Source organism: Micromonospora sp. LHW51205, assembly GCF_003315815.1.
GTDB lineage: Bacteria > Actinomycetota > Actinomycetes > Mycobacteriales > Micromonosporaceae > Micromonospora > Micromonospora chalcea.
The window spans coordinates 142,911-165,175 of record NZ_QMEZ01000007.1 but is presented as its reverse complement, the minus strand read 5'-3'; the positions used below and the strand labels follow the sequence as shown (position 1 = coordinate 165,175).

Annotated in this window: 28 protein-coding genes; 13 read left to right on the top strand and 15 right to left on the bottom strand. The window is 72.9% G+C overall.

What is annotated here, in order from left to right:
- Positions 1–50 precede the first annotated feature (50 nt).
- Positions 51–698: a flavodoxin family protein gene (locus DQE82_RS24245; RefSeq protein WP_113974120.1), complete on the top strand. Its 648-nt coding sequence runs from the start codon at positions 51–53 to the stop codon at positions 696–698.
- A gap of 73 nt (positions 699–771) precedes the next feature.
- Here the strand turns inward: DQE82_RS24245 and DQE82_RS24240 are convergent, their stop codons facing one another.
- Both DQE82_RS24240 and DQE82_RS24235 read right to left on the bottom strand, forming a co-directional pair.
- Positions 772–1,140, bottom strand: a complete 369-nt coding sequence (locus DQE82_RS24240) for a DUF4180 domain-containing protein (protein WP_043324041.1) — start codon at positions 1,138–1,140, stop codon at positions 772–774.
- Complete coding sequence (locus tag DQE82_RS24235; RefSeq protein ID WP_233514767.1) at positions 1,133–1,576, bottom strand: helix-turn-helix domain-containing protein; 444 nt, start codon at positions 1,574–1,576, stop codon at positions 1,133–1,135. The genes DQE82_RS24240 and DQE82_RS24235 overlap by 8 nt, the downstream gene beginning before the upstream one ends.
- Positions 1,577–1,664: 88 nt before the next feature.
- Here DQE82_RS24235 and DQE82_RS24230 point away from each other — a divergent pair, with 88 nt between their 5' ends.
- The 3 genes from DQE82_RS24230 (at position 1,665) to DQE82_RS24220 (ending at position 4,614) form a co-directional block, all read left to right on the top strand.
- The gene (locus DQE82_RS24230; RefSeq protein ID WP_064446492.1) at positions 1,665–2,432 is read left to right on the top strand and encodes a glycerophosphodiester phosphodiesterase; all 768 of its coding nucleotides are present in this window, start codon (positions 1,665–1,667) and stop codon (positions 2,430–2,432) included.
- 20 nt (positions 2,433–2,452) lie between these two features.
- On the top strand, positions 2,453–3,844 hold the full coding sequence (locus DQE82_RS24225) for an MFS transporter (RefSeq protein ID WP_043324045.1): 1,392 nt from the start codon (positions 2,453–2,455) through the stop codon (positions 3,842–3,844).
- Positions 3,845–3,927: 83 nt separating this feature from the next.
- A complete protein-coding gene (locus DQE82_RS24220; protein ID WP_369799353.1) occupies positions 3,928–4,614 on the top strand; it encodes a thymidine kinase in 687 nt (228 codons plus the stop codon).
- Between the two features lie 3 nt (positions 4,615–4,617).
- Here the strand turns inward: DQE82_RS24220 and DQE82_RS24215 are convergent, their stop codons facing one another.
- The 6 genes from DQE82_RS24215 to DQE82_RS24190 form a co-directional block, all read right to left on the bottom strand.
- Complete coding sequence (locus DQE82_RS24215) at positions 4,618–5,076, bottom strand: hypothetical protein (RefSeq protein ID WP_064445967.1); 459 nt, start codon at positions 5,074–5,076, stop codon at positions 4,618–4,620.
- A gap of 165 nt (positions 5,077–5,241) precedes the next feature.
- Entirely contained in the window at positions 5,242–6,231 is a 990-nt protein-coding gene (locus tag DQE82_RS24210) for a tyrosine-type recombinase/integrase (RefSeq protein WP_113974116.1), read from the bottom strand.
- Positions 6,232–6,336: 105 nt separating this feature from the next.
- Complete coding sequence (locus tag DQE82_RS24205; protein WP_030504676.1) at positions 6,337–6,771, bottom strand: Hsp20/alpha crystallin family protein; 435 nt, start codon at positions 6,769–6,771, stop codon at positions 6,337–6,339.
- Between the two features lie 74 nt (positions 6,772–6,845).
- Entirely contained in the window at positions 6,846–7,355 is a 510-nt protein-coding gene (locus DQE82_RS24200; protein WP_233514766.1) for a GNAT family N-acetyltransferase, read from the bottom strand.
- On the bottom strand, positions 7,352–7,879 hold the full coding sequence (locus DQE82_RS24195; protein ID WP_113974114.1) for a DUF2087 domain-containing protein: 528 nt from the start codon (positions 7,877–7,879) through the stop codon (positions 7,352–7,354). Before DQE82_RS24195 ends, DQE82_RS24200 begins: the two co-directional genes overlap by 4 nt.
- Before the next feature lie 58 nt (positions 7,880–7,937).
- Positions 7,938–8,426: a GNAT family N-acetyltransferase gene (locus tag DQE82_RS24190; protein WP_113974112.1), complete on the bottom strand. Its 489-nt coding sequence runs from the start codon at positions 8,424–8,426 to the stop codon at positions 7,938–7,940.
- 108 nt (positions 8,427–8,534) lie between these two features.
- Between DQE82_RS24190 and DQE82_RS24185 the strand changes: the two genes are divergently transcribed.
- The 3 genes from DQE82_RS24185 to DQE82_RS24175 all read left to right on the top strand — a co-directional run bounded on the left by DQE82_RS24185 (position 8,535) and on the right by DQE82_RS24175 (position 11,351).
- The gene (locus tag DQE82_RS24185; RefSeq protein ID WP_113974110.1) at positions 8,535–10,076 is read left to right on the top strand and encodes a glycosyltransferase family 39 protein; all 1,542 of its coding nucleotides are present in this window, start codon (positions 8,535–8,537) and stop codon (positions 10,074–10,076) included.
- A 13-nt stretch (positions 10,077–10,089) separates the two neighbouring features.
- A complete protein-coding gene (locus tag DQE82_RS24180) occupies positions 10,090–10,908 on the top strand; it encodes a TIGR04222 domain-containing membrane protein (protein ID WP_113974108.1) in 819 nt (272 codons plus the stop codon).
- Positions 10,909–11,042: 134 nt separating this feature from the next.
- Positions 11,043–11,351: a hypothetical protein gene (locus DQE82_RS24175; protein WP_013286318.1), complete on the top strand. Its 309-nt coding sequence runs from the start codon at positions 11,043–11,045 to the stop codon at positions 11,349–11,351.
- A 66-nt stretch (positions 11,352–11,417) separates the two neighbouring features.
- On the opposite strand, the gene DQE82_RS24170 is transcribed toward DQE82_RS24175, so the two are convergent.
- Together DQE82_RS24170 and DQE82_RS24165 are read right to left on the bottom strand one after the other, a co-directional pair.
- Positions 11,418–12,986: an MDR family MFS transporter gene (locus tag DQE82_RS24170; protein WP_113974106.1), complete on the bottom strand. Its 1,569-nt coding sequence runs from the start codon at positions 12,984–12,986 to the stop codon at positions 11,418–11,420.
- Between the two features lie 56 nt (positions 12,987–13,042).
- The gene (locus DQE82_RS24165; protein ID WP_064445974.1) at positions 13,043–13,651 is read right to left on the bottom strand and encodes a TetR family transcriptional regulator; all 609 of its coding nucleotides are present in this window, start codon (positions 13,649–13,651) and stop codon (positions 13,043–13,045) included.
- Between the two features lie 322 nt (positions 13,652–13,973).
- Between DQE82_RS24165 and DQE82_RS24160 the strand changes: the two genes are divergently transcribed.
- Positions 13,974–14,510 carry a DUF1062 domain-containing protein gene (locus DQE82_RS24160; RefSeq protein WP_233514765.1) on the top strand — a complete coding sequence of 179 codons (537 nt, stop codon included), beginning with the start codon at positions 13,974–13,976 and terminating at the stop codon, positions 14,508–14,510.
- A gap of 39 nt (positions 14,511–14,549) precedes the next feature.
- On the opposite strand, the gene DQE82_RS24155 is transcribed toward DQE82_RS24160, so the two are convergent.
- A complete protein-coding gene (locus tag DQE82_RS24155) occupies positions 14,550–15,737 on the bottom strand; it encodes a macrolide family glycosyltransferase (protein WP_370446808.1) in 1,188 nt (395 codons plus the stop codon).
- A gap of 127 nt (positions 15,738–15,864) precedes the next feature.
- Between DQE82_RS24155 and DQE82_RS24150 the strand changes: the two genes are divergently transcribed.
- Positions 15,865–16,458 (top strand): TetR/AcrR family transcriptional regulator, encoded by a 594-nt coding sequence (locus DQE82_RS24150; protein WP_113974099.1) that lies wholly within the window; start codon positions 15,865–15,867, stop codon positions 16,456–16,458.
- A gap of 15 nt (positions 16,459–16,473) precedes the next feature.
- Here DQE82_RS24150 and DQE82_RS24145 read toward each other — a convergent pair whose 3' ends face one another.
- Positions 16,474–16,935: a tetratricopeptide repeat protein gene (locus DQE82_RS24145; protein WP_113974098.1), complete on the bottom strand. Its 462-nt coding sequence runs from the start codon at positions 16,933–16,935 to the stop codon at positions 16,474–16,476.
- Positions 16,936–17,157: 222 nt separating this feature from the next.
- Between DQE82_RS24145 and DQE82_RS24140 the strand changes: the two genes are divergently transcribed.
- Complete coding sequence (locus DQE82_RS24140) at positions 17,158–17,877, top strand: hypothetical protein (RefSeq protein WP_233514764.1); 720 nt, start codon at positions 17,158–17,160, stop codon at positions 17,875–17,877.
- A 3-nt stretch (positions 17,878–17,880) separates the two neighbouring features.
- Here DQE82_RS24140 and DQE82_RS24135 read toward each other — a convergent pair whose 3' ends face one another.
- Entirely contained in the window at positions 17,881–18,738 is an 858-nt protein-coding gene (locus tag DQE82_RS24135) for an MBL fold metallo-hydrolase (RefSeq protein WP_113974094.1), read from the bottom strand.
- Between the two features lie 94 nt (positions 18,739–18,832).
- Here DQE82_RS24135 and DQE82_RS24130 point away from each other — a divergent pair, with 94 nt between their 5' ends.
- A complete protein-coding gene (locus DQE82_RS24130) occupies positions 18,833–19,609 on the top strand; it encodes a class I SAM-dependent methyltransferase (RefSeq protein ID WP_113974092.1) in 777 nt (258 codons plus the stop codon).
- On the top strand, positions 19,606–20,172 hold the full coding sequence (locus DQE82_RS24125) for a maleylpyruvate isomerase N-terminal domain-containing protein (RefSeq protein ID WP_113974090.1): 567 nt from the start codon (positions 19,606–19,608) through the stop codon (positions 20,170–20,172). Before DQE82_RS24130 ends, DQE82_RS24125 begins: the two co-directional genes overlap by 4 nt.
- A gap of 4 nt (positions 20,173–20,176) precedes the next feature.
- Here DQE82_RS24125 and DQE82_RS24120 read toward each other — a convergent pair whose 3' ends face one another.
- Positions 20,177–20,647, bottom strand: coding sequence for a DUF1992 domain-containing protein (locus tag DQE82_RS24120; RefSeq protein WP_113974241.1), 471 nt, complete (start codon positions 20,645–20,647; stop codon positions 20,177–20,179).
- Positions 20,648–20,876: 229 nt separating this feature from the next.
- A complete protein-coding gene (locus DQE82_RS24115) occupies positions 20,877–21,413 on the bottom strand; it encodes a GNAT family N-acetyltransferase (RefSeq protein WP_064445981.1) in 537 nt (178 codons plus the stop codon).
- Between the two features lie 199 nt (positions 21,414–21,612).
- Between DQE82_RS24115 and DQE82_RS24110 the strand changes: the two genes are divergently transcribed.
- Positions 21,613–22,263, top strand: a complete 651-nt coding sequence (locus DQE82_RS24110) for a LysE family translocator (protein WP_043324080.1) — start codon at positions 21,613–21,615, stop codon at positions 22,261–22,263.
- Positions 22,264–22,265 lie beyond the last annotated feature (2 nt).

The following is a 22,265-nucleotide window of genomic DNA, read 5'->3' as shown; positions in this document are numbered from 1 at the left end:
CCGGAGGCGGGTATCAAGTCCCGCAATCCCGAGGCGGAGAGGATCCGGCCATGACCGCTGTTCGAGCACTCGTTCTCAACTGCACCCTGAAGCGCTCACCGGCGACGTCCAGTTCCCAGGTGCTCGGTCAGGAGGTGCTCGACGCGCTGGCCGATCAGGGTGTCGACGGCGAGATCGTCCGCGTGGTCGACCACGACGTGCGCTTCGGGGTCGCCGTCGACGAGGGTGCCGGCGACGGCTGGCCCGCCATCCGCGCCAAGCTGCTCGCCGCCCAGATCCTGATCATCGCCACGCCGATCTGGCTCGGTCAGCCCTCGTCGGTCACCAAGATGGTCCTGGAACGGTTGGACGCCGAACTGTCCGAGACCGACGACCAGGGCCGCCTGCGTACCTACGGCAAAGTCGGCGGGGTGGCAGTGGTCGGCAACGAGGACGGCGCGCACCACACCATCGCCGAGGTGCAGCAGGCCCTCAACGAGGTGGGGTTCACCTGCCCGGCCGCCGGGGCCACCTACTGGGTCGGCGAGGCGCTGCACAAGACCGACTACGTCGACGCCCGCCCCAAACCCGACACGACCGGCCGCACCACCGCCGCGCTGGCGCTCAACAGCGCCCACCTGGCCCGGCTGCTCGCGGAGCAGCCCTACCCGCCGCCGGGAACCCGCGACGCAGCCACCGCCCCCGCCCGCCCCCGTTGATCTTGCAGTTGCTGTCCGGCTGAACCCGGCAAACCGCCCCGAACGAGGGCCGCAAGCGCGAGATCGACGGGGGTCAGGGGGTGGCGCGCAGGCGGGCGTCCAGGGCGTCGAGGTCCGGTACGAACCACACCTGGTCGTGGCGGTTGGACTCGGCCACCAGCGCGCGCAGCGCGCCACTGCGCTCCATGTGGTCGGAGATGTCGCCGACAATCGCCAGGCGCAGCCGGTAGTTGACGAACTTCTGCATCACCTCGCCCGCGAAGCGGGTGCCGAGCGTGAAGAAGCCGGGGTCGAGCCGCTCGGCCGGCACCGCCACCACAGTCGCGCCGAGGAACGCCGCGCCGATCAGGTCCAGCGCGTCGCGCTCGGTGGCGATCGGCGGGCCGTCCGGGTCGCAGACCAGCACCGCCACGCCGGCGCGCTCCTGCATCAGGTCAGTCACGGCCGCCGCCGAGCAGGTCGTTGCCGCCGCCCAGCACACCGTCGACCAGGCGCAGCAGGTCGGCGGTGGCGGTGAGGTCGCCCAGGATCATGATGGTCATGCGTTGCCGCTCCTCGTCGTGGACCGTCTGCACCCGCAGCGGACGGTCCGGGTCGTGGTGGGTGTTCACGCCGGCCAGCACCAGCGTCGCGAGCCGGTCGGCGGCGGCCCGGTCGACGCCGTCGAGCCGCAGGACGCTCGACACCTCCGCCGCCGGTCCGGTGGCCGCGACGGCCGGCCGGCCGGTCAGCGCGTCCAGGTCCGCGCGCGCGATCCGGTACTGCTTGCCGATCCGGGTGGCCCGCAGCCGCCCGGACCGGATGTAGCGGCGCACCGTTCGCACGTGCAGGCCGAGCAGGTCAGCGACCTGCTCAACCGAATACATGTCGTTACTCATCGCACCCTATCTTAGTCACGATAGGGAACGATAGGTAATTTCATCGCCCGGCCATGTGCGCGCCACCCGGGCCGGGCATACTGCCCGCGTGCAGCCCCGTCACGGCTACCTCGACGCGCCCGCGCCGCTGGCGTTCGCCCACCGCGGCGGTGCGGCCGACGGCGACGAGAACACCGCCGCCGCGTTCGCCCGTGCCGTCGCCCTGGGCTACCGGTACGTGGAGACCGACGTGCACGCCACCGCCGACGGCGTACCCGTGGTCTTCCACGACCCGACGCTGCGCCGGGTCACCGGCGAGCCCGGTCGCATCGCGGACCTGCGCTGGGCCGACCTGACCTCGGTGCGCGTCGGCGGGGCCGCCCTGGTGCCCCGGCTGGACGACGTGCTGAACGCCTGGCCGCAGGTGCGGTTCAACATCGACGTCAAGTCCGACGGCGGCGTGGCGCCCACGGTCGCCACCGTCACCCGGGCCGGCGCGGGTGACCGGGTGCTGCTCGCCTCGTTCAGCGACGCCCGGCTGTCGCGGCTGCGCGCGCTGGCCGGCCCGACGGTCGCCACCAGCCTCGGCATGCGCGGCGTGGCCCGGCTGCGGCTGGCCTCGCTGCACGGGCGACCGGTGCGGCTGCCCCCGTCCGTGGTCGCCGCGCAGGTCCCGGTCTCCTTCGGGCGGGTGCCGGTGGTGGACCGGCGGTTCCTCGCGTACTGCCGCCGGATCGGGTTGCACGTGCACGTCTGGACGATCGACGAACCCGCCCAGATGCACCACTTACTTGATCTTGGTGTGGATGGCATCATGACCGATCACGTCAGCGTGCTCCGCGACGTCTACCGCAGCCGCGGCCACTGGGCCGCCTGACCCCCCGAGGACGACCCCCGATGGCCGATACGGTCACCCCCGCCGTCGCCGACCCCGCCGGACCGGGCAGCACCCGCCGCGAGCGCACCGGCTGGTACTTCTACGACTGGGCGAACTCCGCGTTCCAGACCACGGTCATCACGGTCTTCCTCGGGCCGTTCCTGACCACCGTCACCGAGCTGGCCGCCGGCTGCGAACTGGGCGCGGACAGCTGCGACGGCGCGGTGTACCCGCTGGGCGTCAAGGTCGCCGCCGGCTCGTTCTACCCGTACCTGATCTCGCTGTCGGTCTTCCTCACCGTGTTCGTGCTGCCGGTGATCGGCGCGATCGCCGACCGGTCGGCGCACAAGAAGCGGCTGCTCGCCGCGGCGGCGTTCACCGGCGCCGGCGCGACCATCGCGTTCGCGTTCGTCACCGGCGAGCGCTACCTGCTCGGCGGCGCGCTGTTCCTGGTCGCGAACATCTCCTTCGGCGCCGCCGTGGTCGTCTACAACTCGTTCCTGCCGCAACTCGGCGGCCCGGACGAGCGCGACGGCATCTCCAGCCGCGGCTGGGCCATCGGCTACCTCGGCGGCGGTCTGCTGCTCGCGCTGAACCTCGTCGCCGTCACCATGCTCAGCGAGGAGGGCAACGCCCAGCGCACGCTGGACCTGGCCCGCTGGTCGATCGTGTCCGCCGGCGTGTGGTGGGCGGCGTTCACCCTGGTCCCGCTGCGCTGGCTGCGCGAGCACCCCACCGCCGCCGCCCTGCAGGCGGGCGGCAATGTGCTCACCGACGGGTTCCGGCAGCTCGGGCGCACCCTGCGCGAACTCAAGACGTACCCGCTGACGCTGTTCTTCCTGCTCGCGTTCCTGGTCTTCAACGACGGCATCCAGACCGTCATCACCCTGGCCAGCCAGTACGGCACCGAGGAGCTGCGACTGGACCAGAGCACGCTGATCGTCACCATCCTGCTGGTGCAGTTCCTCGCGTTCGGCGGCGCGCTCGCCCTCGGCGCGCTCGCCAAGCGCATCGGCGCCTGGAAGACCGTGCTGCTGTCGCTGGTGCTCTGGACCGGTGTGATCATCGCCGCGTTCCGGCTGCCGGCCGAGGCGCCCGTGCCGTTCATGATCCTCGGCGGCTGCATCGGCCTGGTCCTCGGCGGCAGCCAGGCGCTGAGCCGGTCGCTGTTCAGCCAGCTCATCCCGGCCGGCAAGGAAGGCGAGTACTACGGCTTCTACGAGATCAGCGACAAGGGCACCAGCTGGCTCGGCCCGCTGGCGTTCGGCCTGGTGTTCCAGCTGACCTCGTCGTACCGGGTGGGCCTGGTGTCGCTGTTGATCTTCTTCGTGGTCGGCTTCGCGCTGCTCGCCGCCGTGCCGATGCGCCGGGCCATCATCGCCGCCGGCAACACCCCGCCCCGGGTGCTCTGACGGGTCGATCATCGCGGACCGGATCCGGCGGCGTCGATGGACTAGGCTGCCCCGACGTGACCGACGACGCCGCCCCGACCTGCCTGGCCCGTCCCCTGCCGGGGCCGGGCGACGACCGAGCCGCCGGCTGCGCCGCCGCCCGCGGCGTCGACGGCCGGCCGCTGCACGCCGCCGCCCTGAAGTTCTTCTGGGGGCCGATGGACTGCGGCAAGTCCACCATGGCGTTGCAGATGAACCACAACCACGCCCGCCAGGGCCGCCGCGGCCTGGTCACCACCCGCATCGACCGCTCGCTGGGCCCGCAGGTCACCACCCGCATCGGCCTGGCCCACGAGGCCGTCGAGGTCACCGACGACCTGGACCTGCGCGACCTGGTCCGCGACGCCTGGGCCGAAGGGGTACGGGTGGACTACCTGATCTGCGACGAGGCGTCGTTCTACAACCTCGAACACGTCGAGCAGATGGCCGAGCTGGTCGACCGGTTCGACGTCGACGTCTACGCCTTCGGGCTGGCCACCGACTTCCGCTCCTGCCTGTTCCCGGCCGCGCAGCGGCTGTTCGAACTGGCCGACGAGGTGGCCCGGATCCAGGTCGAGGTGCTGTGCTGGTGCGGGCGGGAAGGGCTGCTCAACGCCCGGGTCGTGCAGGGCGCGGTGGTCCGCGAGGGCGCCCAGGTCGTCATCGGCGACACCGTGGACACCGCCGACGTGCGCTACCAGGTGTTGTGCCGGCGGCACTACCGCTCCGGGGACCTCGGCCCCCGCGCCTGAGCCTCAGAACGGGTCCCCGCACACCCGCCACGACCCGCCCTCCGACACGATCGGCAACTCACGTTCCTCGCTGCCGCCGCCGTCACGGTTGATCCGCACGATCACCGTCCCGGTCGGCTTGCCGGAGCGGGTCGCCACCGACACGTCGACGATCTCGTAGCCGCTGACCTGCGGCGGCGTACGCACCCAACTGCCGAAGCCGGCCTTGCTCCACCTACCCCGGGCCTCGGCGCACAGCCGCTCGTACGCCGCGTCGGTGTCCCCGGCGGCGACGTCGCGGAAGAACCCGTCGGCGGTCTCCCGGACCGGCCCGTCGGACTGGAGCACCACCTGCGCGTTCCACACCGCCAGCCCGGCCACCCCGATCAGGCAGGTGCCCACGCCGAGACCGGCGATCAGCACGCCCGCGCGTAGCGGCCGGCGCCGCCGGGCCGTGTGGTGCCACTCCTGCTGCCTGCCCATCACCGTCGACGGTAGGCAACCGGAACGCGCCGCGCAGGCGGTTGCGCCGCGCGCCCGTGACGGGCCGAAGATGTCAGGGGGCGGCGGCAGACTGCCGGTACGCCCGATCGGGCAGCCGTTCTGCCTCTGCCCCCGCCCGCAGGGCTGACCGGTCCGCGCGACGGCTCAGCCGCGACGGCGGGCGCGGGCCGCCCAGATCGCGTACGCCGGGTCGCGGTCCAGGTTGTGCCGGTCCCGGTCGTAGCGGCGGGTGGTACGCGGATCGGCGTGCCCCATCGCGTCCTGCACGTCCTCCAGCGGCACCCCCTCGGAGCGGGCCGTGGTGGCGAACGCGTGGCGCAGCGAGTGCGGCGACAGTTTCGCCCAGGCGGCTATCCCGGCGCGCTGGGCGAGGCGACGCACCAGCCGGAACACGGCATGCCGGTCCAGCCGGCCGCCGGTCGCGGTGACCAGCAGCGGACCGGTCAGCTCCGGCACCGTCACGCCCTGCGCCTCGGCCCGCGCGGTCAGGTAGGCGTCGAGGGCGTACGCGGTGCCCGGGGTGAGCGCGCGCCGGCGTACCTTGCCGCCCTTGCCGACGAAGCGGACGCTGCGGTGACCGCGCTCGGTGCCCAGGTCGGACACGTCCAGCGCGACCAGTTCCCCCACCCGCAGCCCCAGGTCGGCCAGGAGCGCGACGGCGGCCCGGTTGCGGGCGGCGGTCGGGCCGGTGTCGGCCTCGGCGGCGGCGATCAGCGCGTCGACCTCCTCCGGCGTCAGGCCGACGGTGGCGGAGTGGTCCCGGTCCACCCGCGGCCGGTCCGCCGCCGACACCGGGTTGGCGGTCACCGCGCCCAGCTTGGCGAGGAAGTCGTACCAGCTCGACAACGCGGACAACCGGCGCGCCACGGTGGCCGGCGTGAGCGTCCGGCCGTCGCGCCCGCGCGGCGTGGACTCCAACTCCCGGCCGTAGGCGTTGACGTCGAGGAAGGTGGCCCGCAGCGGGTCGAGCCCACGCTCGGCGCACCAGGTCAGCCAGCCGGTGACGTCACGGCGGTACGCGTCACGGGTGTGCTCGGACAGCCGCCGGTTGCGTAGCCACGCCTCGGTGACGTCGGCCGGGCCGGCGGGCAGGGCGGCGGTGCGGGCGCGCGGCAGCACCTCGGGGCGAAGCATGTGAGAAAGGCTCTCAGCCCGCGGATGGTTTGGCGATCAGGCGCGCTGGTACGACAACGCGGGGTCGGCCGGCGCTCCGGCCTCCCCCGCGTCGCCGTGCCGTGCTCAGGCGGTGGTGAGCTGGCGGCGGCCGTTGCCCTCGGCGGGCGTGGCCACGGTGATCCGGCGCGGCTTGGCGCGCTCGGCGATCGGGATGCGCAGCGTCAGCACGCCGTTCTCGTAGCCGGCCTCCAGCCGGTCGGTGTCGAGCGTGTCGCCCAGGAACAGCTGCCGGGTGAACGTGCCCATCGGACGCTCGGCGGCGACCAGTTCGACGTTCTCGCCGCTGGGGCGGCGGCGCTCGGCGCGGACGGTCAGCACGTTGCGCTCGACGGTGCAGTCGATGCTGTCCGGGTCGACGCCGGGCAGGTCGAACGCCGCGTAGAAGTGATCACCGTCGCGGTAGGCGTCCAGGTGCATCACGGCGGGCCGGGCGGCGGTGCCGAAGAACTGCTCGGCGATCCGGTCGATCTCGCGGAACGGGTCGGTACGCATCAACATGGCTCTTGCCTCCTCGGTTCTCCTGGCCCAAGGTCTCAAGTTGAGTCTTGGTGACTCAAGTTCCTGGTTCTGTTTTAACGCGCCCGCGCCGCGTCGTCAACTCGCGCCGGCAGTGACTTCTCGAACCAGTGCTGCGCGTACGGGCCGCTGGTGAAGGCGGGGATCTCCCGGTAGCCGTGCCGGGCGTACAGGGCCCGCGCCTCGACCAGGTCGGAGCGGGTGTCCAGCCGGATCCGCGTCGCCCCGCCACCGACGGCGTACGCCTCGACCGCGGCGAGCAGCGCCGCTCCACCACCGGCGCCACGGTGCTCCGTGCGCACGTACACACGGGTCAGCTCGGCCCAGTCCGGCTGCCATCGCAGCCCGGCGCACCCGGCGAGGCGACCGTCGCGGCGGGCCAGCACCAGCAGCCCGCTCGGCGCGACCAGGTCGTCGCTCGGGTCCTCGGCCAGCGCGGCGTCCACCTCACCCGGCTGCTCCGGACGCCCGTACCAGCGGCGCACCATCTCCGCCATGTACTCGCGCAGCACCAGCGTCGCGTCCGGCTGCTCCGGACGCGCGACGTGCGTGCTCCAGCCGCTCACGGCCCGGTCCGCCAGTAGACGCCCTGCTCGCGGGTGAGCAGCATGTCGTCGATCAGGTAGCGGCGCAGCGTCACGTGGTCGGCCTCGCCGCCCTCGCACCACCGGCGCAGCGCGTCGTCCACCTCCCGCTCCGGATAACGACGTCCCGGCTCGAAGGTGCGTTCGGTGATGTGCTCCAGCAGCACGCGGCGGCGTCCGCGCTGCGCGGGCAGCCGGGTCAGCGCGCCGTCACGCAGGAACGTGCGCAGGATCGTCTCGCGCGGGTTCGCCGCCGGGGCCGCCGGAGACGCCGCCCCGGCCCGGGCGAACTCGCGCAGCCGCTCGGCGTCGACCCGCAGCCCATCCCCGTCGTCGGCGAGCACACCGGTGTCGGTGAGACGGCGTACGGCCACCGCGGCGTCGCGGGCCGGCAGCCCGGTGCGGGCCACCACGGCAGACAGGTCCCGGGCGCCGAGCACGATCGCGGCGAACACGGTCCGGCGGCGCTCGTCGGCGAGCGCCCCGGCGAGGGCATGAGCGGTCATGGCGGGCAGCCTGTCAGCAACCCACCCGGTCCGGCCAGGCGTTTTCCGGCCGCCGATGTCACAGCCGCCGGTGCATGACGTGCAGCCCGACCCGGCCCAGCGTCGGGTGGGCGAACGACTCCGGCACGGTGCCGATCACCGTGAAGCCCAGCCGCCGGTACAGCTCCACCGCCGCCGTGTTGGTCTCCACCACGGCGTTGAACTGCATCGCGGCGAAGCCCTGCCGCCGCGCCCAGTCCAACGCGTCCTCGCACAGCGCACGGCCCACGCCCCGGCCGCGCGCGTGCGCCGCCACCATGAAGCTCGCGGTCGCCACGTGCGACCCCGGCCCGGGCCGGTTCGGGCCCATCTTCGCGGTGCCGCGCACCGCGCCGTCGTGGTCCACCGCGACCGAGGTACGCCCCGGCGGCCGCTCCACCCACACCTCGCGCGCCGTCTCCGGCGACCATTCCGGGTCGTACGCGAACGTGTCGGCGGCGGTCACGACGTCGGCGAAGATCGGCCAGACCTGGTCCCAGTCGGCGTCGGCGTAGTCACGAATCCTCATCGCCGGGCACGCTAACCGTCGCCCCGGCCGTCCGGCCACCGGTTTCCGTCCACCCGGCCGAGGGTCACGGGGCATCGACGGCCCACCGGTGCGGTCCATCATGGGCAGGTGGCCGAATCAGTCGCCGACGTCGATCGGAGCCAGGCCGCCGCGCCCGGTGGCCCGCCGCCCGCCGGTCCGCGTACCGCAGCGCCCATGGTGGTGGGCGCGGTCCTCACCGTCGTGCTGCTGTCGCTCGCCGGCCGCTACGGCTACCACCGCGACGAGCTGTACTTCCTGCTGTGCGGCCGGCACCTCGACTGGGGCTACGTCGACCAGGGGCCTCTCGTGCCGGCGCTGGCCCGGCTGGCCGACACGATTGCGCCGGGCAACCTGGTCGTGCTGCGTACCCCGTCGGCGTTCATCGGCGGCGCGGCGGTGGTGCTGGTCGCCGCCATCGCCCGGCAGTTCGGCGCCGACCGCGTCACCCAGAGCGCCGCGGCGGTGCTCGCCGCCGCCTCGGGCATCGTGCTGGCCGGCGGCCACCTGCTCAGCACCACGAGCGTCGACCTGCTGGTGTGGCTGGCCGCGGCGCTGTGCGTGGTGCGGATGCTGCGCACCGGCGACAGCCGGTGGGCGCTCGGCGCCGGGCTCGCGCTCGGCGTCGGCCTGCTCAACAAGCCGCTGCCCGCCCTGCTCGGCGTCGGCCTGGTCGCCGGTCTGCTGATCGCCGGGCCGCGCCGGCTGCTGCGCGACCGGTGGGTGCTCGCCGGCACGGGCGTCGCCGTGCTGCTCGCCGTGCCGTACGTGGCGTGGCTGGCCGCGCACGGCTTCCCGCAGCTCGACGTCGCCGCGTCGATCGCCGGCGGCGACAGCTCCTACAGCGGCCGGATCGACGCGGTGGTGCTCCAGTTCCTGATCATCAGCCCGTTCGCGGTTCCGGTGTGGGTGGCCGGGCTGGCCGCGCTGCTGCGCCGGCCGTCCTGGGCGGCGTACCGGTCGCTTGCCTGGGCCTGGCTGGTGGTGGTCACGATCGTGCTGGTGGCCGGCGGCAAGGGCTACTATGACGCGCCGCTGCTGCTGGTGCTCACCGCCGCCGGGGTGGTGCCGGCCGTCGAATGGGCGCGGCGGGGCGCGCCCCGGATCCGGCAGGCGCTGCTGGTCACCGCCGCCGTGCTGATGGCCGCGAGCAGCGCGGTGCTGCTGCTGCCCACGCTGCCCGCCGACCGGCTGCCCGGGTTCGTGGTCGCGGCGAACTACGACGCGGGCGAGACCATCGGCTGGCCCGAGTTCGCCGACTCGGTCGCCGCCGTGCACCGCGCCCTGCCCCCGCCCGAGCGGGACCGGGCGGTGGTGCTGACCGGCAACTACGGCGAGGCCGGCGCGCTGGCTCGGTACGGGCCGCAGCGGGGACTGCCCCGCGCGTACTCCGGGCACAACAGCATGGCCACGTTCGGCCGGCCGCCCGACGACGCCGACGTGGTGATCGTCGTCGGCTGGTCCCGCCCGGACCGGTTGCGCGCCTGGTTCACCGAGGTCACCGAGGCCGGCCGGGTCGACCAGCGGGTCGACGTCGACAACGACGAGAACGGCGAGCCGATCTTCGTCGCCCGAGGGCTGCGCCGCCAGTGGTCGCAGATCTGGGACTCCGAGGTACGGCACGGCTCCTGACATACTTGCCGCCATGCTCTGGGGAGTCAGCGGGTCGATCTTCCTCCTCGACTACCTCGGCGCGGTCGCCGTGGCCGTCGCGATCGCGATCGCGGTACGCGAACTGACCGGCCGCCGTACCCGGGGCGCGACGCCCGACCGGGTCGAGCTGGCGTACCTGACCGACCGGGCGCTGCTGGCCTGCCAGCTCGGGGTGGCCGCGCTGCGCCGCGCCGGTGGCGTCGAGATCGGCGAGCTGGCCACCCTGCACGCGCAGGGGCGTCCCCCGGCCGGTTCGCCCGCGCTGGTGCGCGCCCTGCACAGCGCGCTGCGCCGCCCGCAGACCTGGGCCGCGGTGCTCGCCGACCCGGAGGTGGGCCGGGCGCTGCGCCGTACGGTCGGGCGGCTGGTCCGCGACGGCTGGCTGCTCACCCGCGCGCAGCGACGGCGGATCGCGCTCGGCACGGTGCCGCTGTTCGCGGTCGCCGTGGTCGGGCTGACCCGGCTCGTGGACAGCGCCGTCGAGGGGCGCTCCGCCGGTGGTCCCGCCTCGGTCGCCGGACTCCTGCTGTGCTGCCTGGCCACCGCGCTCGGCGGCTGGTGGCTGACCGAGGTACCGGAGACCGGGTCCGCCGCCCGGCGCCTGCTGCGGCGGCTGCGCCGCGAGCACGCCGACCTCGACCCCGAGCGCCGCCCGGTCTGGCAGGGCCGCGACACCGACACGCTGCTCACCGGAATGGCCCTGTTCGGCCCCCGCCCCCTGCTCGCCGTGGACCCGGCGTTCGCCGTCCAGGTGGGGATCGACCCGGACCGGGACCGCCCGCGCCCCGACCGCAAACCCGCCCGCCGCTGACCGAACCTCCCATTTCGCGTCGATCATGAGGTTGACGGTGTTCGGCGCCCGGTTTGTCCGGTACAACTTCATGATCGACCCGGCGGTGGCAGGCCCGCCGGTTTCCTTGTCTTGAGGGGCGGGAAGGCTCGGGCATGGCCGAGACATTCGTGAGCGAAGACCTGAAGACACTGCAGGCGATTGCGCGCGGGGCCGGGATACAGGAGGTCGACCGCCTGTCGCCGGACCAACTGGTCGAGGCGCTGCGCCGCGCCGGGGTGACCGACGGTACGCAGGACCAGTGGCCGCCCCAGCCGATCGAGGACCCGGCTCACCTGGCCGGGCTGCCCCGCAGTTCGCTGAAGCAGGGCGACGAGAGCACCGGCGGCCGGGCCGCCGAGGAGTCGATCGGTGCCATGCCCGGCGAGTCCGGCACCGAGATCAACGACCGTACGGAACGCTGACCGCAATCGCACAAGGGGCCGCCCCCGGTGACTCCCGGGGGCGGCCCCACGCTCGACCGTGCGGGGTCAGTGCATCCCGGCGGCCGCCGCCTCCTCACGGACCCGGCGCTCGTCACCGCTGAGCGTGTTCAGCGGCTTCTCCTTGATGAACAGCACGACGACCAGGGCGAGCAGCGCGAACGGCGCGCCGATGAGGAACATCTCCGACGTGGCGGTGCCGTAGACCTCCTGCACGATCCGCAGCACCGGCTCCGGCAGGGCCGACAGATCCGGCACCTCGGCCGATCCGCCGCCGGTGGCCAGCGGCCCGAGCTTCTCGGTGGTCAGCGACGTCACCCGGTTGGCCAGGACGGCGCCGAGCGCGCTGACCCCGACCGCGCCGCCCATGCTGCGGAAGAACGTCAGCACCGAGGTCGCCGCGCCCAGCTCGGCGGCCGGCACATCGTTCTGCGCGGCCAGCACCAGGTTCTGCAGCAGCATGCCGACGCCGACGCCCAGCACCGCCATGTACACCGAGAGCATCGGCACGCTCGTGTTCGCGTCGATGGTGCTCAGCAGCAGCATGCCGACCGTCATCACCGCGGCGCCGGCGACCAGGAACATCTTCCACCGGCCGTACTTGGTGATCAGCTGACCCGCCACGGTCGAGGAGACCAGCAGGCCGAGGACCATCGGCAGGCTCATCAGGCCGGCCACCGTCGGCGACTTGCCGAGCGAGGTCTGGAAGTACTGCGACAGGAACACCGTGCCGCCGAACATCGCCACGCCCACCAGGATGCTGGCCACCGTGGTGAGGCTGACGGTGCGGTTGCGGAAGATGCCGAGCGGGATGATCGGCTCCTCGGTACGGGCCTCCACGAACACGGCGAGCGCGAGCAGCGCCAGCCCGCCGCCGACCAGCAGCGCGGTCCAGCCCGAGGCCCAGTCGAACTTGTTCCCGGCCAGCGACGACCAGATCAGCAGCGTGGACACACCCGAGGTGATCAGCAGGGCGCCGAGCCAGTCGATGCGGACCCTGCGGCGGACCACCGGCAGGTGCAGCGTCTTCTGCAGCAGCGCGATGGACAGCAGGCTGAACGGCACACCGATCAGGAAGCACCAGCGCCAGCCGAGCCAGGACGTGTCGACCAGGACGCCGCCGATCAGCGGGCCGGCGATGGTGCCGACACCGAAGACCGCGCCGAAGATGCCGGCGTACCGGCCCAGCTCACGCGGCGGGATCATGGCCGCCATGACGATCGTGGCGAGCGCGGTCATGCCGCCCGCGCCGATGCCCTGGATGACCCGGCTGAGCAGCAGCACCTCGACGTTCGGGGTGAATCCGGCGACCAGCGAGCCGACCACGAACAGGCCGAGGGACGACTGGATCAGCAGTTTCTTGCTGTAGAGGTCGGCCATCTTGCCCCACAGCGGGACCGTCGCGGTCATCGCCAGCAGCTCGCTGGTGACGATCCAGGTGTAGACGGTCTGGCTGCCGTTGAGGTCGGCGATGATCCGGGGCAGCGCGTTCGCCACCACCGTCGAGGCGAGGATCGCCACGAACATGCCGACCATCAGGCCGGACAACGCCTGGAGGATCTCCCGGCGTGACATCCGCGTACCCGTCTCGGCGGGCGGAACAGTGGCGGTGGTCATCGAACTCCTTGTCGTGTGCGCGGGCGGGCGGCCGCGGCCGGTACGGATGGGAGGGGTCAGGAAGGATCGGGCAGGCCGGCGGCGACGGCGGCGAACGCCTCGGCGGTCAGCTCGCGCAGCGTCGTCGTGTCGGGTCGCTCGACCCACTGCATCAGGGCGGTGCGCAGAATCGCGCCGGCGACAGTGGTGACGAGCGTCGGGTGGCCGTGGCACGGGTCGAGGCCCAGCCGGGCGGCCACCGCCGCGACGATCACCTGCTCGGTCTCGGCGTTGCCGCTGATCAGACGCGGAAGAAGCGACGGGTTTGCCGCGATCACCCGCAGCCGCAGCAGCCACACCTCGCGGTCGGCCTCGACGGCTTCGACGACGTCGTCGAAGGCCAGCCGCAGCGCGTCGAACGCGGACACCTCCGGCGGCGCGGCGACGATGTGGGCGGCCAGCACCTCGCGGTCGGTCGGCTGGTCGCCGAGCAGCGCCTCGTCCTTGCTGGGGAAGTAGTTGAAGAAGGTGCGGGCCGACACGTCGGCGGCCTCGCTGATCTCCTCCACCGTCACCTGGTCCAGGCCACGCTCGGCGACCAGCCGAAGCGCGGCGGCGCTGAGGGCGGCGCGGGTCTGCCGCTTCTTGCGGTCGCGCAGGCCGGGGCGGCTCTGATCCGTGGTCACGCCACGACCCTACGAGCGATCTTGCAGCGACTGCAAACTTTTAGTCAGTGAATTTTGACGCAGCGGTGCCGGAAAACGGGTTGAGAGCGGTTCCGCACGTCCCGTACGGTTCCCGCACTCCTGTCGCAGCGAAGAAGGACGATTCCGCGTGACCCCTCCTGCTCTCTAGAACCTGACACGTTCCCACGCCTGTAGCCGTCGCCTGCGCGACGGCTCCCCGGGCTGCCCTCGCGCGCCCGGCCACAGCGTCCGAGGCCGCGCGTAATCGGCCTCGCGTCAGGTCTTCAGAGATCAGGTCTCCATGTCATCCCAACCTCATATCGTGCTGCCCTGGGTCGTACGCCGGACCCGCCTTCCGCTGCTGTCGCTGCGCTGCGTCATCTGCCGGGCGGAGACGGCCACCGCCGCCCGGGGCCGGTTCCGCGTCAACGCCAACGGCAAGCTGCTGGACGTCTGGCTGCTGGTGCACTGCGTGTCCTGCGGCCGGACCAGCAAGCTCACCGTCCGTGAGCGGGCGGCGGTCAGCTCGTTCGATCCCACCGATCTGCACGGCCACCAACTCAACGATCCCGACCTGGTGGCGGCCACACTGCTGGACCCGGCGTTCGCCCGGCGCTGCCACTTCACCCTCGACTGGACCGGAGCGTGGCGCCTGGACGCGCCGGTCGTACCGCTCGACGGGTGGCCGGTGCAGGTGAACGTCACGTTCGACGACCCGGTGCCGGTGCGCCCGGACCGGCTCATCGCCCACCGGTTCGGCCTCACCCGGTCCGCCGTGCTGCGCCGGGTCAAGTGCGACATCCCGCTGAACCGTCCGACGAGCACCGCATTCACCTTCACGGTGCTGGCGGAGGACTGACCGGGCGTGGTCGCGGCGGCATCCCGCCGCGACCACGCCTCACCCGCCGCTCGCGGCGCCGCCCCGTACCGCGGCCAGTTCGGCCTCGATCAGGTCGGCGGCCCGGTCGGCACCACCGGCGGCGCGGGCCTGCCATTTCAGCTCGGCGCTGCGGGCCACCACGGCCGGGTCCGAGGTGAGGGCGAGCAACGTCTCGCGCAGCTCCGCGGCGGTGACGTCGCCCGAGTCGACGACCCGGGCGACGCCGAGCGTGGCCAGCTGCTCGGCGTTCGCGAACTGGTCGGCCGCCTGCGGTACGGCGATCATCGGCGTCCCGCAGTAGAGACCTTCGCTGCTGCCGCCCATGCCGGCGTGGGTGACGAAGGCATCCGCCTGCTCCAGTACGGCCAGCTGCGGCACCCACCGGTGGACCTCGACGCTGTCCGGGACGGGACCGAGTTCGGCCCGGTCGACGTGCTCGCCGATCTGCAGGACGGTGTGCCAGCCGGGCAGGTCGCCGAACGCGGCGACGCAGCGGCGGTAGAACTCGGGCTGCCTGGTGAAGGCGGAGCCGAGCGAGACGAGCAGCACCTTCCCGGCGTGCTCCGGTCGTACCCAGGAACCCTGCTCGGCGCGGTCGCCCAGCACCGGGCCGACGAAGCTGTAGACCGACCGGTCTACGCGGTCGGCGTTCGGCTGGAGCGCCTCCGGCGGCAGGACGAGGCTGCGGGGCGGCCGCCCCTGGAACGCCATGCTGTCGGTGACCGAGGAACCCTCGGCGGTCAGCCATGCGGTGAACCGCCGGTAGTAGTCGGCGCCGCGCGGATCGGCCCGCATCGCCTCCACAGCGGATGCCATCTCCTGCTCGTAGCCGTCCCAGGCCACGAACGTCGAGGACAGTTGAACGGCCGGAATCCCCCACTGTTCGCCGAGCAGCCGGGCCGGCGCGCCGGCGATGTCGTAGAGGAACAGGTCCGGCCGGTCGTCGGCGTAGGCGGCCCGCAGCTGCGGCAGCATGGCGATCGCGTCGTCGAGGAAGAGCGTGAGCTGTGCGATCGGGTCGTCGATGCCGGCGCCGCCGTCAGCGGGCAGCGTCGAGGCGTACGGCTTCAGCTCCGCGCCGGTTGACCGGATGACCTCGGCGAAGGCGGGGTCGTTGGCGTACGTGACCCGGTGGCCGCGCCGCACCAGGGTACGGATGATCTCCAAGCTCGGGTTGACGTGGCCGTGGAACGGGATGCTGACCATGGCGATGTGCGGCAAGTGATCTCCTGATCTCTGCTGAGACGAGACGTCCCGTCTCGCTTGCCCAGCAGAGCATGGCAGGACCACCTCCGTCAAGACGATACGTCTCGTCTCGCGGTAGGCTGCCGCTGTGACTCCGCAGCCCACCCGCCGCAACGAGCAGTCCCGCCGCGCGATCCTCGCCGCCGCCCTGGAGCTGCTGACCGAGACCGGCTATTCGGCCCTGACCGTCGAGGCGATCGCCGCCCGCGCCGGGGTCGGCAAGCAGACCATCTACCGCTGGTGGCGCGGCAAGGGCGCGGTCATCCTGGACGCGCTCGCCGACGACATGCCGGAGGTGATCGCGCTGCCCGACACCGGCGACCTGCGGGCTGACCTGCGTGAGGTTCTCCGGGCCACAGTCGCCGAGTTCGCCGATCCCCGGCTGTCCGCCACCACCCGTGCCATCACCATCGAGACGCTCGCCGACGAGGACCTGGCCGCCCAGGCGCGCGACCGGCTGCTCCGTCCTCAGTTGAACGCGGTCCGCGCCCGGCTGGAGGCCGCCCGCGAGGCCGGCCAGGTACGCCCCGACGCTGCCATGGACCTGGTGGTGGAGCTGCTGTTCGGTCCGCTGTACCACCGCTGGCTGCTGCGCAACGGCCCGCTGACCGACGACTACGCCGACGGGATCGTCGACCTGGTCGTCACCGCGGTCACCCCGTCGACGAACGCTGGCCGCTAGCCATTCGTCTGCGGTCTATCCGGCGGACAGTTCCTGCGACAGCCGGTCCAGTCCGCCTCGTATCAGCTTCCCGTAGCCGTCGTCGCCGAGCGCCCCGATCCCGTCCCGGGCCCGCCGGAGATGGTCCCGCGCCTGGTCGAGTTCACCGAGCTTGCGGTGGCACTCCGCCAGGTTCAGATGCAGCGACGGGTACAGCCCGGCGACCGACATCGGCACCCCGGCCTGCGCGACCCGCTCGTCGGTGAGCAGGTCGGCCGCCGCGAGCGCCCGCCGGTCCCAGACAAGCTCCTGACGTGCGTCGTCCTGCACGTCGGCCATCGCGTGGGCGAGGACGCAGACGTGCAGTGGATCACCCTGCTCCCCGCCGATCTCGTCCCAGATCCGGGCGAACAAGTCGCGGGCGTCCTCGTGTCGGCCGTGCTGGTGGTGCATCTGTACGCCGTCGTTGATCCGGGTCAGCGTCGCGTCGAACACCATCGCCTGCTCCCTGGGATCGGCTGCGGTGGCGTGATCGTACGCCGACAGCGGCCCTCTGAACCCGCCCGCACATAACTGTCATTATGGTGTAGCGATGATTCGTCCTATTTGACCGCCCAGGTAGGTCGATTACTGTTACCGGTAATCCGATAATAGTCGCGGCACCGAAAGTGTTCGGCGAGCCGAACACCGTCGGCTCCCGGCCTGCTCGACAATCCACGGGTGACGACGACATCCCCCGCGCGCCAGATGGCCGGCTCACCTCCCGCACTGCACTACTACGTGCTGTACGACGCCGCCGGCGCGCCGGAAGGACTGCTGGCCGAGGAGTTCCTGCTCGCGGCGGACTACTCCTCCGCCGGGCTGGTGAGCGGTGGCTGGATCCGGTCCGAGGGGCGTTGGCACGAGGCGTCGGCCACCAGCCGGCGGCTACGTGCGGACGCCGGGTTACGCGAGCGGGTGACGCCCGTCGACCGCGACGCGGCGGCGGCGCTCTATCGAGATCTCTGCGGCGCGGACCTGCCGGACGAGGACACGCTGCGGGAGTGCTTCGGCGCCCCTCCGGCTCAGCCGCCCCCTCTGCGCCTGGGCGACTCCGGTCCCCGGCCGGGGTTCCGCGAGACGCGCGTCTACCGGATCCTGTTCGCCGGCGAGCTGAGCCCGGACGATCTCACGGCACTCAGCGAGGCGTGGCAGATGCCGATCACCGGCGACCCGGCGGATCCCGGCACGCGTGTCCTGGGATCGGCGCGCCGACAGGTCCGCGGCGACGCCTTCCGCTGGGATCTGCGCCGCGTCGCCGCGGGTGCCGCCTGGGGACTGGACGTGACCTGCGACCTTCTCGGCGACCGCGATGAGGCCGTCGGTGTGCTGCTGTACGGTCTGACGACTCGGATGCGCGAGCAGGGGATGCTTCCCGTCACCGTCGACCGGTTCCGCTGACGCCTACCTCGCGAACGGCCTGGTCACCTCGAAGGGCTCGGGGAACCGTACGGGGATCCGGGCCTCCTCGCTCCTGCGGTCGAGGAACGCCTCCGTCACGGCGAACCTGTCGAAGACGGGCGGCAGCGGGCGGAGCCTGCGGTCCAGCGACACGAAGAAGTTGTCCCAGTGGATCGGCACGATGAGGCCGGGCCGCGTCGCTTCCACCACGTGCCGCCAGTAGTCGTCCTGGAACCGCCGCGGCTGAACACCCAGAGCGCCTGTGGCGAGGTAGAGGACGTCGACGTCGAGCCCGTCGAACTTGCCGGGTACGAAGTTGGCGCTCGGATGGATCAGCAGCGAGCCGCCGGGATGGGTGATGAAGAAGGAGAAGCACCCGCCGTCGCGGTAGCTGCCTGCCCGGACCGGTGGGACGAGCGGTTCGTCGATCGTGCCCGGGAACCTGTTGCCGGGGCTGTGGACGGCGGCGAGCACACGCACGGTGAACGCGCCGACCGTGTGCTCGCCGCCGTCCGCGATGCGCGTCATCGACTCCTCGGCGAGGCCCGCGCCACGCCCCACGTTCAGGGTCGACTCGGAACCGAAGAGCCTGCCCCCGAGATGCTTGACTATCTCGGGGGCGTCCATGACGTGGTCGTAGTGGGAGTGGGCGACGAAGAGCGCGTCGAGACGGGTCACCCCGGCCCGGGCGAGAGCGCCGGTGATCCGCCGGAGGTCGGGTGCGACGCGACCGAACGCGACGCGGAGCAGCGAGGGCCTGCTCAGGAAGCCGTCGATCAGGATGCCGGACGTCCCGTCGGACAACCAGACGGTCGTGGTGCCGAAGAAGATGGCCTCGACAGACGTCCCGCTGGAGTCCATGCGCAGATGGTAGTGCGCCCGTTCTCGCGCTGGTGGCTGTCCGAACGGCGCCGCGAGGGCCGCAGCCGAAGGCGCCCGTCGATAGGGTGACCCGATGGACGAAGACGCACGACGCCGGCACTCCTCGTCGTTCGGCGCAGCGGCCATCGCGTACGCCGAACACCGGCCCGACTACGCGCGGGCCGCGCTGCGGTGGGCGCTCGAATCCGCACCCGGCGCGCGGGTGCTCGACCTCGGCGCGGGCACCGGCAAGCTCACCGCCACGCTGGCCGAGGTGAGCGACGACGTGACGGCCGTCGAGCCGGACCCGGCGATGCTCGCCGAACTCCGCCGCACCCTGCCGGGGGTACGGGCGCTGTCCGGCAGCGCCGAGGCGATCCCGCTGCCGCACGCCTCCGTCGACGCCGTGGTCGCCGGCAACGCCATGCACTGGTTCGACATGGCCGTGGCCGGGCCGGAGATCGCCCGCGTCCTCTCCCCCGGCGGTGTCCTGGCCGGACTGTGGAACGTCGTGGACGACCGGGTCGACTGGGTCGCCGGGCTCGCGGCGGTCAGCGGAAGCGCCGCCATCGGCCCCCGGGATACGCCCGCGAGCTGGCGCGACGCCACGACCGGCATGCACCTGCCGAAGACCGGCGGGGCCCGGTTCGGCTCGCCCGAGCAGGCGGAGTTCCCGCACGGGCAGCGCCGGACCGCCGACTCGCTCGTTGCGACGCTCGCCACCAGGGCCGGGATGCTGGTCATGCCGGAACGGGAGCGCACGGAGACGCTCGACCGTATCCGCGCGTACCTGGCGAGCCGGCCGGAGACCGCCGACGGCGAGTTCACGCTGCCGATGCTCACCTGTGTGCTGCGCGTGCGGCGATTGTGAACGGCGCGGACCTCCGCGCCGCCGCCGCGGCGACGACCGCCGTGCTGCGGCCCGCCGCCGACCGGGACTGGACGATACGCGCGGGAGACCTGGACTGGTCCTGCTGGACCACGGCCGCGCACATCGCGCACGACCTGATCGCGTACGCCGGTCAGGTGTCCGGCCGGCCCGACGGCGGCTACCTCCCGTACGACCTGCGGGTACACGCGGACGCCGCGCCCGCCGAGGTGCTCACCGTCGTGGCGGCCGCGGCCGGGATCCTGGCCGCCACTGTCGACGCCGCGAGCCCGGACGACCGGGCGTGGCACTTCGGCCCCTGCGATCCGGGCGGCTTCGCCGCGATGGGCGTGGCCGAGATGCTGCTGCACACCTACGACCTGACCCGAGGGCTCGGCCTGGACTGGTCGCCACCCGCCGAGCTGTGCGCCCGGGTGGTGAGCCGGTTGTTCCCGGATGCGCCCGACGGCAGGCCGGCGCCGGTGCTGCTGTGGCTGACCGGCCGCGCGCCGCTCGGCGACCGGCCACGGCGTACCTCGTGGACCTGGCAGGCGGCGCGCCCCTGAACGCTCAGCGGCGCCACCAGCGCCAACGGCGGCGCGGGCGGGCCGACGCGGCAAGGGCTGGCTCCGGCGTCGTGACGACCGGCGCGGCGCGTTCCCGGTCGGCGCGCCAGCCGCGCACCGCCTCCTCGACGTTCACCGGGCGTACCACCACACGTGGCCCGGTCGGGGTACGCAGCCAGGCCACCACCTCGGTGTTGAGCGCCGCCACGTACGAGCGGACGGCCTCCTCGGTGGGCAGGTCACGCAGCTCGACCGGAAGCTGTTCGATGCGGCGGCGCAACTGCAGCGGCGTGGGCAGCAGCAGGTCGGACGGGATCTGCTCGCGCTCCATGAAGCTGCGGATCCACCAGCCCTCGTCGTAGGGCATGTCGCGCCCCGGGATGGGCTTGCCCGCGCCCGGCAGGTTGTCGAACTCGCCGCGTTCCTGGGCCGAGCGGATCTGCGCCTCGACCGCGGCCTCCCAGGCTGTCGTCACCGCCGTCACCTCCCGTACCCACGGTAGCCGCCGCCGTCCGGCAAGAGTCAGCATCGCGCGGGGCCGGGCTGTTCCCGCGCGGACCGCCGCGTAGCGTGCCCCCGGGGTGAGGGGTGCCGGCGTGCGCGACTGGCTGATCGGCCTCGCTGTGGCGACGGCCTGCCTGGTCGGCAGCTGGGCGGTGCTGCTGCGCCTGCTCGGCTCATGAGAGCAGCGGCGGGCCGGACAGTCAGGGCAGGTGGCGGACGTGGCGGTGGCCGTCGCGGGGAAACGGCGCGCGGGCCGGCAGGACCTCGGCGAACGCGTACCCGCTCTTTTCCGCCACGCGGCAGGACGCCGGGTTGTCGACCTGGTGCAGCAGCTCCAGGTGGGTCAGCCCGGTGGCGGCGAACCGGGCGAACGCCCATCCGGTGACCGCCTCCACCGCGCGTGGCGCGACGCCCCGGCCCCGTGCCGGCGCGGCCGTCCAGTAGCCGACCTCGGCGGCCGGGCGGCCCGGGCGGACGTCCTTGAGCACCACACAGGCCGCCACCCGTTCCTCCTCCAGCACCGCGAACATGAACCGGTGCCCGGCGGCCCAGCCCTGGTGGCTGCGGCGCAGGAACACCCGCGCCTGCGCCGGTCCGGTCACCGGATGTCTGGTCCAGGCACGCAGCACCGGATCCCGGTACGCCTCGATCAGCGCGTCGGCGTCGCCGTCGCGCCACGGTCGCAGCAGCAGACCGGGCGCGGTCGCGGTCGCCGGCGCGGACAGCACGATCGACATGCGACAAGTATCCCCACCGCCCCCGCCCCGCGCTGACCCCCGACTCCGGCGATCATGAAGTTAGCGGCCGTCGGTGACCGATTTGTCGCCGTCAACCTCATGATCGCCGGAGTGGGAGCAGGGGCGAGGGCGCGGCGGGGCGGTGGGTGTCGGCGGGTGGGCGTAGGGTCCGGTTCACGGTCGGCAACGGGGAGGCGACATGGTTACAGTCGGCGCGGTGATGGGGATCGCCCTGGTGGCGCTCGGTCTGGTGCTCACGCCCGGGCCGAACATGGTCTACCTGGTGTCCCGCTCGGTGACCCAGGGCCGGCGGGCCGGGCTGGTGTCGCTGCTCGGGGTGGCAGCCGGGTTCCTGGTCTACCTGGCCGCCGCGGTGGCCGGCATCGCCACCGTGTTCGTGCTGGTCCCGCCGCTGTACACGGCGGTGAAGCTGGCCGGCGCGGCGTACCTGCTGTGGCTGGCCTGGCGCACGCTGCGCCCGGGCGGCACGTCGGCGTTCACCCCGACGCCGTTGCCGCCGGACCGGCCCCGGCGCCTGTTCACGATGGGCCTGGTCACCAACCTGCTCAACCCGAAGATCGCCATCCTGTACGTGTCGCTGCTGCCGCAGTTCGTCGACCCGGCGCGCGGGCACGTGGCGGTGCAGAGCCTGCTGCTGGGCCTGACCCAGATCGTCGTGGCGCTCACCGTGAACGCGCTGATCGTGCTGAGTGCCGGTTCGGTGTCGGCGTTCCTCACCCGGCGGCCGGGCTGGGCGCGCCTGCAGCGGTGGGTGATGGGCACGGTGCTTGCCGCGCTCGCGGTGCGGATCGCCGCGGACCGCTCCCGCGCCGCCGTCGCCACCCCCTGACC

What these genes read in the sequence shown, in the direction of transcription:
- DQE82_RS24170 (WP_113974106.1), bottom strand. Translation starts at nt 12,986, where the DNA reads ATGACCACCGCCACTGTTCCGCCCGCCGAGACGGGTACGCGGATGTCA.
- DQE82_RS24180 (WP_113974108.1), top strand. Translation starts at nt 10,090, where the DNA reads ATGCTCTGGGGAGTCAGCGGGTCGATCTTCCTCCTCGACTACCTCGGC.
- DQE82_RS24195 (WP_113974114.1), bottom strand. Translation starts at nt 7,879, where the DNA reads ATGACCGCTCATGCCCTCGCCGGGGCGCTCGCCGACGAGCGCCGCCGG.
- DQE82_RS24225 (WP_043324045.1), top strand. Translation starts at nt 2,453, where the DNA reads ATGGCCGATACGGTCACCCCCGCCGTCGCCGACCCCGCCGGACCGGGC.
- DQE82_RS24130 (WP_113974092.1), top strand. Translation starts at nt 18,833, where the DNA reads ATGGACGAAGACGCACGACGCCGGCACTCCTCGTCGTTCGGCGCAGCG.
- DQE82_RS24155 (WP_370446808.1), bottom strand. Translation starts at nt 15,737, where the DNA reads ATGGTCAGCATCCCGTTCCACGGCCACGTCAACCCGAGCTTGGAGATC.
- DQE82_RS24135 (WP_113974094.1), bottom strand. Translation starts at nt 18,738, where the DNA reads ATGGACTCCAGCGGGACGTCTGTCGAGGCCATCTTCTTCGGCACCACG.
- DQE82_RS24210 (WP_113974116.1), bottom strand. Translation starts at nt 6,231, where the DNA reads ATGCTTCGCCCCGAGGTGCTGCCGCGCGCCCGCACCGCCGCCCTGCCC.
- DQE82_RS24215 (WP_064445967.1), bottom strand. Translation starts at nt 5,076, where the DNA reads ATGGGCAGGCAGCAGGAGTGGCACCACACGGCCCGGCGGCGCCGGCCG.
- DQE82_RS24190 (WP_113974112.1), bottom strand. Translation starts at nt 8,426, where the DNA reads ATGAGGATTCGTGACTACGCCGACGCCGACTGGGACCAGGTCTGGCCG.
- DQE82_RS24145 (WP_113974098.1), bottom strand. Translation starts at nt 16,935, where the DNA reads ATGGTGTTCGACGCGACGCTGACCCGGATCAACGACGGCGTACAGATG.
- DQE82_RS24205 (WP_030504676.1), bottom strand. Translation starts at nt 6,771, where the DNA reads ATGTTGATGCGTACCGACCCGTTCCGCGAGATCGACCGGATCGCCGAG.
- DQE82_RS24110 (WP_043324080.1), top strand. Translation starts at nt 21,613, where the DNA reads ATGGTTACAGTCGGCGCGGTGATGGGGATCGCCCTGGTGGCGCTCGGT.
- DQE82_RS24235 (WP_233514767.1), bottom strand. Translation starts at nt 1,576, where the DNA reads ATGAGTAACGACATGTATTCGGTTGAGCAGGTCGCTGACCTGCTCGGC.
- DQE82_RS24245 (WP_113974120.1), top strand. Translation starts at nt 51, where the DNA reads ATGACCGCTGTTCGAGCACTCGTTCTCAACTGCACCCTGAAGCGCTCA.
- DQE82_RS24175 (WP_013286318.1), top strand. Translation starts at nt 11,043, where the DNA reads ATGGCCGAGACATTCGTGAGCGAAGACCTGAAGACACTGCAGGCGATT.
- DQE82_RS24115 (WP_064445981.1), bottom strand. Translation starts at nt 21,413, where the DNA reads ATGTCGATCGTGCTGTCCGCGCCGGCGACCGCGACCGCGCCCGGTCTG.